Source organism: uncultured Winogradskyella sp. (assembly GCF_947495255.1).
GTDB lineage: Bacteria > Bacteroidota > Bacteroidia > Flavobacteriales > Flavobacteriaceae > Winogradskyella.
Genome location: NZ_CANLYI010000008.1, coordinates 12,162 through 28,513, shown reverse-complemented (window position 1 = coordinate 28,513; position 16,352 = coordinate 12,162). Strand labels below are relative to the sequence as shown.

At 31.3% G+C, this 16,352-nt stretch carries 14 protein-coding genes; 6 read left to right on the top strand and 8 right to left on the bottom strand.

Annotation, left to right across the window (positions count from 1 at the left end):
- The first annotated feature begins 35 nt into the window (after positions 1-35).
- Positions 36-710, top strand: a complete 675-nt coding sequence (locus tag Q0807_RS13750; RefSeq protein WP_299110672.1) for a uracil-DNA glycosylase — start codon at positions 36-38, stop codon at positions 708-710.
- Positions 711-984: 274 nt separating this feature from the next.
- On the opposite strand, the gene Q0807_RS13745 is transcribed toward Q0807_RS13750, so the two are convergent.
- From Q0807_RS13745 to Q0807_RS13725, 5 genes are read right to left on the bottom strand one after another with little or no spacing between them, the layout of a single operon-like run.
- Positions 985-1,860, bottom strand: coding sequence for a substrate-binding domain-containing protein (locus tag Q0807_RS13745; protein WP_299110670.1), 876 nt, complete (start codon positions 1,858-1,860; stop codon positions 985-987).
- Between the two features lie 50 nt (positions 1,861-1,910).
- Positions 1,911-2,783: a nucleoside phosphorylase gene (locus Q0807_RS13740; protein ID WP_299110668.1), complete on the bottom strand. Its 873-nt coding sequence runs from the start codon at positions 2,781-2,783 to the stop codon at positions 1,911-1,913.
- Positions 2,783-3,715 carry a DUF1835 domain-containing protein gene (locus Q0807_RS13735; RefSeq protein WP_299110666.1) on the bottom strand — a complete coding sequence of 311 codons (933 nt, stop codon included), beginning with the start codon at positions 3,713-3,715 and terminating at the stop codon, positions 2,783-2,785. Before Q0807_RS13735 ends, Q0807_RS13740 begins: the two co-directional genes overlap by 1 nt.
- Positions 3,716-3,720: 5 nt before the next feature.
- Positions 3,721-4,050, bottom strand: coding sequence for a translation initiation factor (locus Q0807_RS13730; protein WP_299110664.1), 330 nt, complete (start codon positions 4,048-4,050; stop codon positions 3,721-3,723).
- A 39-nt stretch (positions 4,051-4,089) separates the two neighbouring features.
- Positions 4,090-5,040: a 2-oxoglutarate and iron-dependent oxygenase domain-containing protein gene (locus tag Q0807_RS13725; protein WP_299110662.1), complete on the bottom strand. Its 951-nt coding sequence runs from the start codon at positions 5,038-5,040 to the stop codon at positions 4,090-4,092.
- A gap of 146 nt (positions 5,041-5,186) precedes the next feature.
- Between Q0807_RS13725 and Q0807_RS13720 the strand changes: the two genes are divergently transcribed.
- From Q0807_RS13720 to Q0807_RS13710, 3 genes are all read left to right on the top strand, one after another.
- Positions 5,187-7,187, top strand: coding sequence for a dehydrogenase E1 component subunit alpha/beta (locus Q0807_RS13720; RefSeq protein ID WP_299110660.1), 2,001 nt, complete (start codon positions 5,187-5,189; stop codon positions 7,185-7,187).
- Positions 7,188-7,425: 238 nt separating this feature from the next.
- The gene (locus tag Q0807_RS13715; protein WP_299110658.1) at positions 7,426-9,741 is read left to right on the top strand and encodes a T9SS type A sorting domain-containing protein; all 2,316 of its coding nucleotides are present in this window, start codon (positions 7,426-7,428) and stop codon (positions 9,739-9,741) included.
- A 420-nt stretch (positions 9,742-10,161) separates the two neighbouring features.
- Entirely contained in the window at positions 10,162-10,578 is a 417-nt protein-coding gene (locus Q0807_RS13710) for a 3D domain-containing protein (protein ID WP_299110656.1), read from the top strand.
- On the opposite strand, the gene Q0807_RS13705 is transcribed toward Q0807_RS13710, so the two are convergent.
- Positions 10,575-11,141 carry a biopolymer transporter ExbD gene (locus Q0807_RS13705; RefSeq protein WP_299110654.1) on the bottom strand — a complete coding sequence of 189 codons (567 nt, stop codon included), beginning with the start codon at positions 11,139-11,141 and terminating at the stop codon, positions 10,575-10,577. The two genes, Q0807_RS13710 and Q0807_RS13705, sit on opposite strands and share 4 nt — an antisense overlap.
- A 137-nt stretch (positions 11,142-11,278) precedes the next feature.
- Here Q0807_RS13705 and Q0807_RS13700 point away from each other — a divergent pair, with 137 nt between their 5' ends.
- Positions 11,279-12,793, top strand: a complete 1,515-nt coding sequence (locus Q0807_RS13700; protein WP_299110652.1) for a DEAD/DEAH box helicase — start codon at positions 11,279-11,281, stop codon at positions 12,791-12,793.
- A gap of 134 nt (positions 12,794-12,927) precedes the next feature.
- Positions 12,928-13,644: a hypothetical protein gene (locus Q0807_RS13695; RefSeq protein WP_299110649.1), complete on the top strand. Its 717-nt coding sequence runs from the start codon at positions 12,928-12,930 to the stop codon at positions 13,642-13,644.
- Here the strand turns inward: Q0807_RS13695 and Q0807_RS13690 are convergent.
- The gene (locus Q0807_RS13690; protein ID WP_367180265.1) at positions 13,634-14,173 is read right to left on the bottom strand and encodes a pseudouridine synthase; all 540 of its coding nucleotides are present in this window, start codon (positions 14,171-14,173) and stop codon (positions 13,634-13,636) included. The genes Q0807_RS13695 and Q0807_RS13690 overlap by 11 nt on opposite strands.
- Before the next feature lie 27 nt (positions 14,174-14,200).
- Positions 14,201-16,306, bottom strand: a complete 2,106-nt coding sequence (locus Q0807_RS13685; protein WP_299110647.1) for a DUF3857 domain-containing transglutaminase family protein — start codon at positions 16,304-16,306, stop codon at positions 14,201-14,203.
- Between the last annotated feature and the right edge of the window lie 46 nt (positions 16,307-16,352).

The window sequence follows — 16,352 nt, the reverse complement described above, 5'->3', positions numbered from 1 at the left end:
GTTTGATTATTTTTGAATTTTAATAACTTTGATAAATGAACTTAAAGATTGATAAAAGCTGGGAAAATTGTCTTGAAACAGAATTTGAAAAACCCTATTTTAAGGATTTTATGACGTTTGTTAAGCATGAATATAAAAATCATGAGTGTTTTCCGCCAGAATTAGAGATTTTTAATGCGTTTAATTATTGTGATTTTAACGATGTTAAGGTTGTAATTATTGGTCAAGATCCATATCATGATGTTGGTCAAGCCAATGGATTGTGTTTTTCTGTAAATGATGGCGTAAAACATCCGCCTTCTTTAGTTAATATATTTAAGGAACTCGAAACTGACTTGGGAATACCTTATCCTAAAAGCGGTAATTTAATGCCATGGACAAAACAAGGTGTTTTACTATTAAATGCAACACTAACAGTGAGAGCTCACCAAGCAGGTAGTCACCAAAAACAAGGTTGGGAAACATTTACAGATGCGATAATTAAAACTATTAGTAAAGAAAAACAAGATGTTGTGTTTTTACTTTGGGGTGGATTTGCTAAAAAGAAAATAAAGTTAATTGATACTAATAAACATATCGTTTTAGAAAGTGGACACCCTTCTCCGTTAAGTGCAAATAGAGGATATTGGTTTGGAAATAAGCATTTTAGTAAAACTAACTTCCAGTTGGAGCTAGTTGGCCAGAATCCAATCGATTGGGCTTTAAAGTAGTTGTCTTTTTTACCTTTAAATAAGGTGGAACTCTTTTATCTACTTTTTTAGGCGTTTTGTTACAACTAAATATTAATAACAAAAAATTCAAGGCAACTAATGATGCTAGAACTATCGCTATTGTTAATATCATATTAGGTTAATTATTGATTGGTTGTAAGAATAGGCTTATTTCAAATATAGAAAATTTTTTGAAATCAAAAAAATTATCAGGCTAAACTATCTGAAAAGACATTGTTAAATTATTTACCCTTTTAACTTATCTATTTGATTACTAGTTATTTGTGTTTAGTTGTTCGATTTCGTAAATTAACTCTTTATAATCAACTGTTCTAGGTATAATATTTAAATCAAACAACTGGTTCTGTACGTTTTGAATGGTTTTTTTGTCTATTACGCTTTGCGACCATTCAGTTAACGACAACCATTCTTGTACATCTTCTAATTCTTGTTCGTATCTATTTGCGATAGTTTTATCTATGCTTGGGATAGATTTAAATTCAGCTGTAGTTTGGTTAATAATGTTTAAGATGGTCTTTAATTCTGTGGCATTATTTTCAATAAAGTCCTCTCTAACAGCAATAACAAAGCATGGCCAAGGTGATGGACAATTACCTATTCGTCTAAAAACACCATCATCTACAATAGGTTTTGTTGTGAATTTCTCCCACATAAAATAATCAGCTTTACCTTCGGTAAGTCCTTCAATTGCTCCATCTAGGTTTTTTATAACTTCAAAATTGAGGTCTTTTTCTAAATCCCAACCATTATTTTTAGCATTAATATAAGCCATTAAATGTGAGCCAGAACCGTATCTACTGATTGCGGCTCTAGTACCTTTTATATCATCTATGGTTTTAAACGGAGAATCAGCAGCAACGTGAATTCCCCAGTTTAGAGGTGTTTCTACAAACGTTTGCACAATTTTAGATGGGTTACCATCTATAATATCTTTTATTACGCCTTCTGTTAAGATAACAGCCATGTCAATTTCACCAGAACGTAATGCTTTACACATTGCACCAGTTCCACCGTAATAATCGTGCCATCTTAGATTAATATCTTCGGCTTTATATTCGCCATCTTTTAGAGTTAAATACCAAGCTAAATTAAAGTGTTCTGGTACTCCACCAATGTTTACTTTTTTCATTTTATGCTGAACTTGTTTCAGTATCTATTTTGAGCCAAAGCAGGCTTCATTTATATATTTACAATACGCTCTAAAGCATATTCTATCAATTTTTCTATTGTTTTTTTAGGGTCTTTACTAAAATCGCCATTAGCTCTATTTGCAATAATTGCATTAAGAGATAAAGCTTCATGCCCTAGTAATTTTGAAAGTCCGTAAATTACAGAAGTTTCCATTTCAAAATTTGTAATCCTAAAATCTTTATAGCTAAAGTTATCTAACTTTGCATTTAAATTGGAATCTTGTAATGGTAAACGTAAAACACGACCTTGAGGACCATAGAATCCACCAGCTGTACCTGTCATACCTTTAAAGATTTTATCACCTTCAAAATACTTTTCTAAATACTTGCTGTTTTTAATAATGATTGGTCTTGCTTTATTTTTATCCCAATTGGTGTGTTTAATAAATTCATCTTCAACTTCTGGATTACTAATACCGTCAATTTGATAAAAATGCAACATACCGTTGATATCTAATCCATGTGTGCTTATTAAAAATGCATCAACTGGAATGTCTGCCTGTAATGAACCAGAAGTTCCAATTCTAATAATATTTAGACTGGATAATTCTTTTTTAGGCTGACGTGTTTCTAAATCGATGTTAACTAATGCATCTAATTCATTCAATACAATATCAATATTATCTGGACCAATTCCGGTAGAGATTACAGTTAATCGTTTATCTTGATAATAACCTGTTTGCGTTTTAAATTCTCGCTTTTGAGTGCTAAAATCTACACTGTCAAAGTGTCTTGTAATTTTTTCTACTCTATCTTGATCACCAACAAAAATTATGGTATCCGAAATATTTTCTGGTTTTAAATTTAAATGGTAAACACTACCATCTGGATTTAATATAAGTTCTGAATCTTTAATTGCCATTAGGTAATAGTTTTAATTAGTTTATTCTGGTCTTCGTTAAATTGAAAATCTAATCGCTTAACGCCTCCGTAAGTCATGTTGTTATTGACTTCTTTCGCAAAATTATATTGCTTTAACAAGGCATCATGTCCTTTTCTGTTAAGCTCTAAACCATTTTCTGTTTTGTCGAAAAAGAAATTTAATTCTTTAATCTTACGTTTAAGTTGCATGTCTCCATAGCCATAATAACCTTGATAATTTAAACAATAACCTAACAGGTGATTTTCAGATTTTACATCGTTTTGTTTTATAAGATTTAAAATATGAGCTTCAAGTGTACCTAAACCACTTAAATGATGTGGAAAACGCTTTAAATGTGCTTTTAAACAACTGCTTAAATATTTAAAACTTGAATTTTTAACGATATAGGGTTTAAAGATATTATGATCTTTACCGCAATAAGTTCGCCATAGGGCTATTGCCAAATCAATATCTTCTTTAGTTAGGAGAATTTTGTTGTTATAATGAGACTTTATTTGCTCAGGACTCAGTTCTCCTAATGCTTTAAGGTTTTTTTCGCCTTTTATGCGTCCACTGCAAATAAGATACAAAGGTTTATCAATTTCCTTTTGATGAAGTAAATTAATTACACCTAATAAGTTTATGTGGCAAAACAAATCATATTCAAACCATAAATTGATTTCGGTATAATCGTCTGTCTTATCTAGTATAGATAACTCTTTTTGAAGCTCTATATGGTCAACATCAATATCATAAGTGGTATTGAGAAAATCGGCTCTAAGCTTAAAAAATTCTTCGGAGTCTATTTTAGGAATTGTTGGGCCTTCACAAAGCATTTCTTGCCAAGTGAGGATATCTTCAGTAAAATCTAGTTCTCTTAAGTAGTCGGTAAGTACGCTACCATTTGTAATATGCAAAGCATTATTTATCATATAATTTAACCTCCAACACGTTTTACATTAAATCCTTTTTCTTTTAGCATAGCCATTATTTTGTCTCTATAATCACCTTGAATAATTATTTTGTCGTCCTTAAAACTTCCACCAACACTGAGTTTCGTTTTTAATTCTTTCGCTAATTTTTTAAAATCTTCGGTAGCACCTGTATAACCTTCAAGAATTGTAATAGGTTTCCCTTTTCGTTTTTCGTATTTACAAATTATAGGGTCGTCTTGCAGCCATATTTTTTTATTAGAGTCTTCAGATTGCTCTGCAGGTTCTTCTTTATGGTCTGGGAATAGATTTTTTAATTGATCTTGTAAATCCATTATTTAAGTCTTCAGTATTCTTTGACTGTAAAGTGTCAACTATTTTTTTATAAGTCCTAATTCGATTAAACGCTCGTTTAAGAATTCACCAGCAGTTATATCTTCATATTGCTTCGGATTATCTTCATCGATACAGCTTTCTAAAACATCTAATTTCATCTCACTAACAGGATGCATAAAAAAGGGCATAGAATAACGCGATGTTCCCCAAAGTTCTCTAGGCGGATTTATTACACGGTGAATCGTTGATTTAAGTTTATTGTTAGAGTGTCTAGATAACATATCACCAACATTAATCATAAGTTCGTCTGGTTCTGCAATAGCATCAATCCATTCGCCATCATTACGTTGCACTTGTAGTCCACGTCCTTGGGCACCCATTAATAAGGTAATCAAATTAATATCACCATGTGCTGCAGCTCTTACAGCATTTTTAGGTTCTTGCGTAATTGGTGGGTAATGAATAGGTCTTAGAATTGAATTTCCGTTATGGATATAATTATCAAAATAAGTTTCTTCCAAGTTTAAATAAAGTGCTAATGCTCGCAATACATATTTTGCTGTCTTCTCTAACATTTGGTAGGTTTGTTTTCCTACTTTATTAAATTCGGCTAATTCATTTACCGTAACATTTTCAGGATATTCTTTGCGTCTTTCTTCATCATCTTCTACATACTGACCAAAATGCCAAAACTCCTTTAAATCACCTTCTTTTTTTCCTTTGGCACTTTCTTTACCAAAAGAAACATAACCACGTTGTCCTCCAATACCTGGAACTTCGTAGCTTTCTTTTACTTCTAAAGGTAAGTTGAAAAAATTTTTGACTTCACCATATAAATTGTCAACTAAAGTGTCATCTAAAAAATGCCCTTTTAAAGCAACAAAACCTATATCTTCATATGCCTTTCCTATCTCATCTATAAACTTTTGTTTTCTTTTTGGATCTTCAGAAATGAAATCCTTTAAATCTACGCTAGGTATTCTATCCATTGGATTGTTGTTTAAATTTTTGTCAATATACAAAGTTAACAATAATAGTGATAAATATTAGGTCGAATTTATTGACAATTTGGAGCCTATTATGGTTTATTGTGGCAATTTTAATTACATTTGATTCATTAGCGAAATTTCAATATATGCCAACAATCACAAAAAGTAACATAACCTACGACAAAAGAAATCTAGATAACAAAACGTTATTAGAACTCTATTATAATATGCTTAAACCTCGATTAATAGAAGAGAAAATGCTCATTCTATTGCGTCAAGGTAAGGTCTCTAAATGGTTTTCTGGCATAGGCCAAGAAGCTATATCAGTTGGTGTAACTATGGCTTTAGAGCCAAACGAATACATCTTACCAATGCATAGAAATCTTGGTGTGTTTACTACTCGAGAGATTCCGTTACATCGTTTATTTTGTCAATGGCAAGGAAAAGCAAGCGGATTTACAAAAGGTAGAGATCGCTCTTTCCATTTTGGCACACAAGAGTATAATCTTGTTGGAATGATTTCTCATTTAGGACCACAATTAGGTGTTGCAGATGGTATTGCTTTAGCCAATTTATTAAAGAAAAATGGTAAAGTAACTGCTGTTTTTACAGGAGAAGGCGGAACGAGTGAAGGTGATTTTCATGAAGCGTTAAATGTTGCTTCTGTTTGGCAATTACCTGTGATATTTTGTATTGAAAATAATGGATATGGACTTTCTACGCCTACCAATGAGCAATATCATTGCAAAAATTTAGCTGATAGAGGTAAAGGTTATGGCATTGAATCTTTTATTTTAGACGGTAATAATGTTATTGAGACCTATACAAAGGTTCAGAAACTTGCAGAGAGTATAAGAAAACGTCCACGACCTATTTTAATAGAATTTAAAACGTTTAGAAGAAGAGGGCACGAAGAGGCAAGTGGAACTAAATATGTTCCAAAAGAATTAATGGATGAGTGGGAAGCAAAAGACCCCTTAGACAATTTTAGAAGTTATTTATACAGTAAAAAGATTTTAAGTCCTGCTACAGATGAGACTTATACTTCAGAAATAAAGGCTGAAATAGATGCAGCTTTAATATCCGCAAACGCAGAACCAGAGATTATACCAAATGAAACTACTGAGTTGACTGATGTCTATAAATCATTTGACTATAAGGAGTTTAAGCCAAATAATAAAGTTGAAGATTTACGATTAATCGATGCTATTTCTGAAGGCTTAAAACAATCTATGGAGAGACACAGCGACCTTGTTATTATGGGGCAGGATATTGCAGAATATGGTGGTGTTTTTAAAATTACCGAAGGTTTTCTTGAAGACTTTGGAAAAGAACGTGTTAGAAATACACCTATTTGTGAATCGGCAATTGTTGAAACGGCAATGGGATTATCTATTTCTGGCATTAAATCGGTTGTAGAAATGCAATTTGCAGATTTTGTAACATCAGGCTTTAATCCGGTTGTAAATTATTTAGCAAAATCTCATTACAGATGGGAGCAACAAGCAGATATTGTGGTAAGAATGCCTTGTGGTGGAGGTGTTGCAGCAGGACCATTTCACTCGCAAACAAACGAAGCTTGGTTTACTAAAACACCAGGTCTAAAGGTTGTATATCCTGCGTTTCCTTATGATGCAAAAGGATTACTAGCAACAGCAATTAATGATCCAAATCCTGTATTATTCTTTGAGCACAAAGCATTATATAGAAGCATTAGACAAGAGGTTCCAACAGATTATTTTACTATTCCATTTGGTAAAGCTGCTCAATTAAAAGTAGGTGAAAATGTTACTATTATCACTTATGGAGCAGGAGTTCATTGGGCTTTAGAAACATTAGAAAAAAACGCTGATATTTCAGCAGATTTAATAGATTTAAGAACTTTACAGCCTTTAGATAAGGATGCTATTATAAACTCTGTTAAAAAGACAGGAAGAGCTATTATTCTTCAAGAAGACTCTCTGTTTGGAGGTATATCAAGTGATTTATCGGCACTATTAATGGAAGAATGTTTTGAATATTTAGACGCTCCAGTTAAGCGTGTTGCCAGTATGGAAACTCCAATTCCGTTTATTGGTCAATTAGAAAACCAGTATATGGCTAAAGGAAAGTTTGAAAATGCTTTGAGAGATGTATTGGCGTACTAACTTCTGTTTATTTGTAGATTAAAATTCGATTTTAGTAGATACAAAATACGGTTACGTATAATTTACTTTGAAAAGTGCATATGGTTCGTTTACTTTGATAAATGGATAGAGCTCTCTATTCCATTTCATTATCCTTAATATTAATTACGATATCTTCAGCATATGCTATTCATTTGGTGTTAATTTTGAAAACATTGTATTTAAATCATTAATTTTAGCACTTATTAAAATATTCCTTATGAAAGTAAAATTACTAGTCCCTTTATTATTTATCACCATTTTATCTTTTGCACAACAAATCCCAGAAGATATTAAACCACCTAGTTGGCATCAAAAAAACTTAACGAGTTTGGTCCCTTTTGAACTTCAATCTTTTGATTTGAAAAAACTTCAGAATGAAGATAAAATCAATGATAAAAACAAATCTATTCCTTGGAGATTTGGACATCAATTATATGTTGGTCATAATTTTAATAGTGTAGGTGAGTGGACAACCTTAGAAAACGGTGACCGAATTTGGAGAATGGCATACACTTCTGAAAACGCATATTCATTAAACTTTATGTTCGATGTTTTTAACATTCCAGAAGGCGCTAAACTCTATGTTTATAATAGTGATAAAACTGATTTATTAAGACCATTTACACATTATAATAATAACGATGAGAATGTTTTAGGAACTTGGATGGTAGAAGGCAATGAAGCTATTATAGAATATTACCAACCAGCAAATGTAAGTGGTACAGCTAATATTGTGGTAGGTTCAGTTGTACACGGTTACAGAACTGCTAAGTCTTACCAAAAAGCTTTAGGTGATTCTGGTAACTGTAATCAAGATGTTGATTGTGATATCTCGCCAACTACGGATCCTTATGGTTTAAATACTATAAAAGAGAATGTAAAGAAAGCGGCAGGTATGCTAGTAACGGGAGGTTCAGGTTTTTGTTCTGGTACTTTAGTTAATAATACTAATAATGATGGTACGCCTTATTTTATTACGGCTAATCACTGTAGTGGAGGTGAAGGTAGTTGGGCATTTAGATTTAACTGGAGAAGTCCAACACCATCTTGCAGTACAACGGCAAGTAGCCCAAATGGTTCTTATGATCAAACTGTAAGTGGAGCTACTTTAAGAGCAAATAGCTCACAATCAGATATGGAGTTAGTAGAAATTACTGATACGAGTTTTTTTAACAATAATCCAGACGTGGTTTGGGCAGGTTGGAATAATTCTACTACGCAAACACCAGTAGTTAATTTTGGAGTACATCACCCAAGTGGAGATATACAAAAAGCGTGCAGAGATGATGATGGTGCGGCAAGAAACGTTGTAAATTTTAACGGAAACGCAAACACACAGATGTGGTATATCACAGAGTGGGAGTTAGGTGTTACTGAACAAGGGTCATCTGGATCTGGTTTATTTAATGAAAGTGGAGAATTAATAGGAATGCTATCTGGTGGTGTTGCGGCTTGTAGCGGAACTTCTAATAATGGACAATATGATTTTTATGGAAGATTTGGTGTTGCCTGGGATTATGGTAGTACTTCAGCAACTAGACTTAAGGAATGGTTAGATCCAACAAATTCTGGTGTAGCTACAATTGGTCAATACCCAACGCTTCAGACTTATGATAATGATGCGACTGTAAGTTCAGGCTCAAATAGCGTAGAACTTTGCGGAGAAGATTTTTCACCACAAGTTACATTAACAAATCCTGGAAATTTGGCATTAACGTCTGCGACTGTATCTTATTATTTAGACTCTGAAACACCAACTGTGGTTTCATGGACTGGTAATTTGGCTAGTGGCTCAAGCGAAGTGGTTGCAACTCCTGCATATTCAGATTTAGCCTCAGGTAGTCATGCCTTTACTATAAATGTTTCTAATCCAAATGGAACATCAGATGAGAATACAACTAATGATGCATCTGGCTTTAATTTTGATATTTCTCCTTCTTATGCTACATCAACCTTAACATTGGATCTTATAACAGATAACTATGGTTATGAAACTTCTTGGACATTTACAAATAGCAGTGGTACAGTTATAAGCAGTATTCCTGCATCAACCTATGGAGACGCTATAACATATCAAGAAATAATTACAATTCCAGTATTTAATGAATGTTATACATTTACTATTTCTGATTCTTATGGAGATGGTATATGTTGTGGTAATTTCACAGGAAATGGGTCTTATTCTTTATCTGATGAGAATGGAATTGTTTTAATTTCTGGTGGAGATTTTAGTACGGAAGAATCAATAACTTTTAAAGCTGAAGAAGCATTAGGTATTAACGATTTTGATTTATATAATGCAATTAAGGTATATCCTAACCCAATAAATGATATTATAAATATAGAATTTACTAATATAAATACTAAAGTTGATTATTCAATATTTAATACATTAGGTCAAGAAATTGTAAAAGGTAATTTAGATTCTAATATAGTGAATCAAATAAATGTGTCTCCATTTCAAAGTGGTGTATATTTTGTGAAATTATCTACAGGAACGCATACTATAACTAAGAAGTTAATAAAAAAGTAAGCTTTATTTTAACGATAAAAAAAGTCAGTTTCTTTAAAAGGAAACTGACTTTTTTTATTAGACTAATTCTTAAAATTAATGGCTTTAAGACTAAACTCTAATGGTTTTTAAGTCATCAGCTAGACTATTAGATGTATTGACAATTTTTGATAATGCTTTCATAATTTTTTGATTGATTGATTGATTGATTGATTGATTGATGAATAAAGTTATTTTATCTAAAACGTCTTTTACTGTTCCAAGAATAACTTTTAGTTTCTGCAGATTTACTTGTAATTTGGTTACTGTTTAAAGTTCTCATAATATATGTTTTTAATTGGTTATACTAGATAGACGACAAATTTTGAATTTTGTTACAGTACTGTGCAATACAAAGTAATGATTTAACAGTTTTTAACAATAATCATTATATTTATAAACATGAAACCTTCTTATATAGTAATATTATCATTGTTAATCATTCTATTCAGTTGTAACGCTAGAGTAGAAGAAGATTGCAATAAAAAACATATTAAAGTTACTGCAACTGCCTATAATTCTTTAGCATACCAGACCAATTCTAATCCTACAATTACTGCATTTGGAGACAGTTTAAAACCAGGATTAAGATATATCGCAGTATCGAGAGACTTAATAGATTCGGGTTTAGTACATAACACGCAGGTTAAGATTCAAGGTTTTGATAGTTTATATACTGTTAAGGATAAAATGAACCGTCGCTGGCGTAAACGCATAGATATCTATATGGGCAACGATGTTAAAAAAGCTAAAACTTGGGGCAAAAGAAAAGTGAAAATCCAATACTGTTTACCAGTAAAGGATTCTATTTCAGGTTAATTAGAACGTTTTACCATTATTTCAGATACTTTAAAAGGAAATGCATCTTGCACTTGTTTTAATTCCGCTTTAGATAATTGTTCTGGTGTTTTGTTAAACATTTGTTTTGCATAACGTAAACGAAGTTGGTAATACGCTTTTGTAATTTCATCTTGGACAGCAATAAAACGTTCATATTTGGTTAATGCTTCATGGCTTAGTGAAATTACAGCCTTTTTAGGATGGTCGGAAGATTTTTTAAATTGTTCACCTTCGCAATAATCACATGTAGAAAATCCATTGTTATCAATAAAGGATTCTACAATAGATTTAATTTCCGTTAATTTTACAACTCTGTCCTCAATCATTATTTGTTGCTGTTCATTAACCCTTACACGCAATAGGTTTCGCTCGGCAATATCAGCTACACAATCACCAGATTCGCAAATACTGGGAAGTTGTCGTAAAATACCTTTGTCAGCAGAAATAGTTGTGGTTACTAAAAAGAAAATGAGTAGTAAAAAGGCAATGTCTGCCATTGATCCTGCATTGACCGATGCAGCGTGTCTTCTAAATGATTTCATAATATAAAGTTTTAAATGTTAATTCTTTAACATTCACAACAACAGTACCAATCTTGTAAAATCTTGTTAACAATTCATCTTAAAAACCTTTACAATGTGTTATTTTTGCAAAATTAACCATTTGCAAAAGTCAATTTATGTCATCAGAAACTGAAATCATTCAAGAAAATGCAACCGAGAAAAGTCTTTACGATTATCAAAGTAAAGACCTTAATCGCATTTTTGATGTGATGGAGAATGAATCTGATGATTTCAACTTATTGTATCAATTACCTACAGGAGGTGGAAAAACTGTTATTTTTTCCGAAATTGTAAGGCGTTATGCAGAACAACATCAGAAAAAAGTAGTAATTCTTACGCATAGAATAGAACTTTGTAAGCAAACATCAAACGTATTATCAGGCTTTAATGTAAAAAACAAAGTGATTAATAGTAAGGTGAAAACGTTACCAGATCAAGACGAATATCAGTGTTTTGTGGCTATGGTAGAAACCTTAAATAATCGTCTATCGGATAATGATTTTGAGTTGAAAAACATTGGATTGGTTATTATTGATGAAGCGCATTATAACTCTTTCAGAAAGTTATTTAAGTTTTTTGAAAACTGTTTTATTCTGGGAGTTACAGCAACACCTTTGAGTAGTAATATTAAACTTCCGATGAAGGATAACTATAAAAAGCTAATTGTTGGAGATGATATTGAAACCTTAATAAAAAATGGTTTTTTAGCAAACGCAGAAGTTTATAATTATGATGTTGGTTTAACCACCTTAAAAATTGGTATTAATGGTGATTATACGGTGAAATCTTCTGAAGCTTTATATACCAATAGCCTAATGCAAACAAAGCTTTTGTCTGCTTATGAGGAAATGGCAAAGGGTAAAAAAACCTTAATATTTAACAACGGTATTTATACATCTAAAGAAGTTTATTACACCTTTAAAAAAGCAGGTTATAACGTAAGACATTTAGATAATACAGCGGGTAAACAAGAACGAAAAGACATTTTAAAATGGTTTAAACATACACCAGATGCGGTGTTGTCTTCTGTTAGTATTCTAACCACAGGTTTTGATGAACCAACAGTAGAAACTATAATTTTGAATAGAGCTACTCGCTCTTTGACTCTATATTTTCAGATGATAGGTCGTGGTAGTAGAATTTATAAAGATAGAAAGACCTTTCAGGTTATTGATTTAGGTAATAATGAAGCGAGATTTGGACCATGGAATCAACCTGTAGATTGGCAACATATTTTTAAATATCCGGATCTTTATTTAGATAATATTGTTGATGATGAATTGTTAGAGCGCGATTTTGTTTACACTATGCCAGATTCTTTAAAAGTAAAATTCAAAAAATCATTTACTTTAAATTTTGATGTAAAAGAAGAATATAAAGACGTTGTTAATTCTGGTAAAAAATCGTTTACCGTAATTGAACGTTCTATTGCTCAGCATTCTCAAATATGTGTTGATAATAGTGAAGATGTTTACGATGCTAGAGAGTTAATAAAAGATTTACAAGACGAAATTGCGTTTAGAGTAAAACAATACTGTTATTGTATAATGAATAGTACACAAAACTATAAAGATTGGCTTTTTGAAGAATATAACAGACGCTTAAGAATTAGCTTTAATGGTAAGTTTTAACGTTTTTTTGTAAAGATTTCTATTTTTATACGTTTATTTTGAAACTATTAGTATTAAGGTATGGTTTTTGTAAATTATACGACAAATAATAAAAGAATTAATTGAAAGTGAAAACCACAAAATTTATAGTATTTATGTTCTGCATATTTTGCAGTAGCATGGTTTTTGCTCAAATTAAAGATAAGAAAACTAAAACTATTCATATTCCGGCTGTTGAATCTAAAAAAGATAAAGATTCTACTTTGATTAAAGTTAAAGTAGCTCCTATTCTTAAAAAGGAAGATGAAGACAAAAAGTCGAACAATAAGGCTAAAGACGAGGAAGAAAAGTTTATTATAAAAGAAACCGAAAAACCATTTTCAATGACAGAAAATGACGGTTTAAAAAGTCCTAGTGAAATTTATGAAAAGCGTTGGAATAAGGAAGCTGTTAAAGGTGGAATTATTAGAGAAATGTCTGATCAATTTTTAGGCGAACACAACGTAGATACTAAATTTGTAAATATAGTTTGTAGAGATCACCAATATCCTGATGGTGATCGTGTTCAGATTTTGATAAATGGTGCAGTAATTAAGAGTAACTTATTACTAACTAGCAGTTACAGACGTGTTGAAGTTGATTTAGTCGATGGTAAAAACACGGTTGATATTGTGGCATTAAATCAAGGTGATTCAGGTCCAAACACAGCTGAATTTGTAGTCTACGATGATAGAGGAAACGTTATTTCTTCTAAAGAATGGAATCTTTTAACAGGTGTTAAAGCGACCATTATTTTCAATAATGAAAAAATGATTATCACCGAAAAGGAAACAGAAGAAAAAGAGAAGAAAGAAACTGCTTCTAATAACTAATAGGTAATATTTCTCCAGGTTTCATTCTATCTAGCTTATAATCTCCAATTCTTACTCTAACCAATCTTAATGTTGGTAATCCTACTTTTGCAGTCATTTTTCGTACTTGCCTAAATTTCCCTTCAGTTAAAGTAATGGACAACCATGTTGTAATTCCATGTCTTTCGTCGCGCACAAAACGCTCAGATATATGTGATGTATCCTCTAATATTTCAGCCTTACAAGCTTTAGTTTTGTAGGGTTTTCCTTCTACAGAAATCTCTACACCAGTTTTTAGCTCTTCTATAATTTCGGGTGTTATGATTCCATCAACCATAACATGATATTCCTTTTCAAAATTAGAACTTGTTATATGATTACTAAATTTTCCATCTGTGGTTAGAAGTAATAATCCTTCAGATTTTTCATCTAAACGACCAACAGCCATAACATCTTTAGATAAATCAAAGAGCTCACTTAAAAGCTTTTTGTTTCGTCTTTTATTTTGATGATTTATAAACTGACTTAAATAGCCATAGGGTTTATATATTTTATAATACTGCGATTTGATGATGGCTTATTTTTTAGAATTTTTAACGATTAAGACAATTATCAAAATGATGACTAGTATGACGATAATTGGTAATACTAAAAATAGAAAAATGTTTTTAATTACATCAGAGGCTAATTGTGTAGAATTGGAATTCTTTTGTCGAATATTAGAATCTGATGCAGCATAACTTTTAGGAACGGAAATGTAATAAGATATTCTGTTCTCTAAATCTTTTATATCGTTATAGTATTGCTTAAAATTTTCAGGTTTTACATAACTACTCTGATTTTTATAATAAGACATTAAATTCAATTCATTTGAAGCACGCTTGTAATTACCTTCAAATTCGTAATAAAAATCTTTAGAGTAAATGTTATAGTCTGTAGATTCAATGTTCCATGCTCTAGGTAATTTAATGTTTATAGTATGGCGCTTTGTAGCCGGATAATATAAGGCAAACTCTTTTTTTCGTTCTTTTTCTGTAGGTAGAATTAAAATATCATATATAGCAGAAGGTGTAAATGTTACACTAATGTCATCACCATCAGTTACAACTTCATCCCAAATATCTTGCAACTCATAATTCTCATAAATAGTCACTACATTTTTAAGGCTGTCGTCTTTAATAATTGGGTCTGCTGTGGTTTCTATATTTTCGTAATAGTTAGCATAATAATCTTTAAAATCGTTTTTAATAGAAGTTAAGCTGCTATTTTTATAATAGTTACGCATTTTATCAGCCTCATATTCATAATAAATAGTGGTCACTTTTAAAGTCGCTCCTTTACCAAGTTCTCCTATTTTAAATTCATCAAACACTTCAACAAGATTATCGCTAAAATTTTGAAGTTTTTCCAATTCAAAATTTCCGTCTTTAAGTACTAATCCAGTTTCATAATTGGGAAAGTAAATTTTTTCATAGCTTCCCTTTTGGTTGGTCATAGTTGGATCATAATATAAATCTCGACCAGTTTTATCGGTAGCTTTTACAACAACATGGTCAAAACTTTTAGGACTTGGCAGAATTTCGGGTATACTTTTACCAATTACAGAATTTACCAACATTGGGTAAGCTTCAATATCCATAGCGTTTAATATAGTAACTAAAAGCAAGGTTTTATCCTTGCAATCTCCAAAGCGCTGCTCAAAAACTTTATTAGGCGAAAAGGGTTTGTAACTACCAATACCATCTTCTAAACCTAAATATCTTATTTCATTTTGTACAAACTCTAAAGCAGCCACAATTCTATCTGATTCTTCTATTGATTTAGATTTTATCGCGTTAATTTTAGCTTGTAATTGTGGTGATATTTTGTCTTTAACATGATATAATTTTGTTCCCCAATCAATAACATTTTTCCATGTTTTATAATCTGAAACAAACAAGTTTTGATATTCAATTAGCCAACTTGGCGACTCATAATCTATTTCAACATTTTGTATATTTTCGGCAAACCAGCGGTAAACTTTTAATCCATTTTCACTAGTAACCGTGGGTTGTAAGTCGGAGTTAAATAGTTTGTAATCTAAGTCTGTATTAGATAGTATTCTTATATTAGATTTATTAATGTATATGAAATTATTTAAGGAAAAAGCACCAGAAAAATTACCATCGTGTATTGGGTTAAAACCTGTAATAGTATAACTATAATCTACAATGTCATCTTTTCTAATATCAGCGAGATTAGTGATTGCGGTTAATCTGCCATCGTAGATATAATTTTCAGAATTAGATTCGCGCCTAATCACTTGAAAGTTATTGACATCTAGTTTGTTAATGACTTCACCATTTCTAATAATATCAATTTTATGAAACGTTATAGTTTGATATTTTGGATCGTATATATCTCCAACTTCGGCAACATGTTGTATGCCTAAATTATCTGTAATTTTTTTTACGTTTCTGTAGTAGCGTTCCTGTTTAGGTAAATGAACTTGTTCATCTGCCAGCAACATTACATAGCCATAATCTACTTCATCTAAGGCAATATCTATAGTTGTTTTATAGTCTTGATTTAGAATCCAATTAGGTTCTTTTGATGTTTTTACTTGTGCATTTATAGTGTTGAAATAGGTACACAACGCAATATAAATAATGGCTTTATGAAAAAATGTTAGGTAGAATTTCATACAATGATTTTTTTGGCTCTTGAAATATACAGAAAGTAAATAAATT

What these genes read in the sequence shown, in the direction of transcription:
- Q0807_RS13750 (WP_299110672.1), top strand. Translation starts at nt 36, where the DNA reads ATGAACTTAAAGATTGATAAAAGCTGGGAAAATTGTCTTGAAACAGAA.
- Q0807_RS13745 (WP_299110670.1), bottom strand. Translation starts at nt 1,860, where the DNA reads ATGAAAAAAGTAAACATTGGTGGAGTACCAGAACACTTTAATTTAGCT.
- Q0807_RS13740 (WP_299110668.1), bottom strand. Translation starts at nt 2,783, where the DNA reads ATGGCAATTAAAGATTCAGAACTTATATTAAATCCAGATGGTAGTGTT.
- Q0807_RS13735 (WP_299110666.1), bottom strand. Translation starts at nt 3,715, where the DNA reads ATGATAAATAATGCTTTGCATATTACAAATGGTAGCGTACTTACCGAC.
- Q0807_RS13730 (WP_299110664.1), bottom strand. Translation starts at nt 4,050, where the DNA reads ATGGATTTACAAGATCAATTAAAAAATCTATTCCCAGACCATAAAGAA.
- Q0807_RS13725 (WP_299110662.1), bottom strand. Translation starts at nt 5,040, where the DNA reads ATGGATAGAATACCTAGCGTAGATTTAAAGGATTTCATTTCTGAAGAT.
- Q0807_RS13720 (WP_299110660.1), top strand. Translation starts at nt 5,187, where the DNA reads ATGCCAACAATCACAAAAAGTAACATAACCTACGACAAAAGAAATCTA.
- Q0807_RS13715 (WP_299110658.1), top strand. Translation starts at nt 7,426, where the DNA reads ATGAAAGTAAAATTACTAGTCCCTTTATTATTTATCACCATTTTATCT.
- Q0807_RS13710 (WP_299110656.1), top strand. Translation starts at nt 10,162, where the DNA reads ATGAAACCTTCTTATATAGTAATATTATCATTGTTAATCATTCTATTC.
- Q0807_RS13705 (WP_299110654.1), bottom strand. Translation starts at nt 11,141, where the DNA reads ATGAAATCATTTAGAAGACACGCTGCATCGGTCAATGCAGGATCAATG.
- Q0807_RS13700 (WP_299110652.1), top strand. Translation starts at nt 11,279, where the DNA reads ATGTCATCAGAAACTGAAATCATTCAAGAAAATGCAACCGAGAAAAGT.
- Q0807_RS13695 (WP_299110649.1), top strand. Translation starts at nt 12,928, where the DNA reads ATGTTCTGCATATTTTGCAGTAGCATGGTTTTTGCTCAAATTAAAGAT.
- Q0807_RS13685 (WP_299110647.1), bottom strand. Translation starts at nt 16,306, where the DNA reads ATGAAATTCTACCTAACATTTTTTCATAAAGCCATTATTTATATTGCG.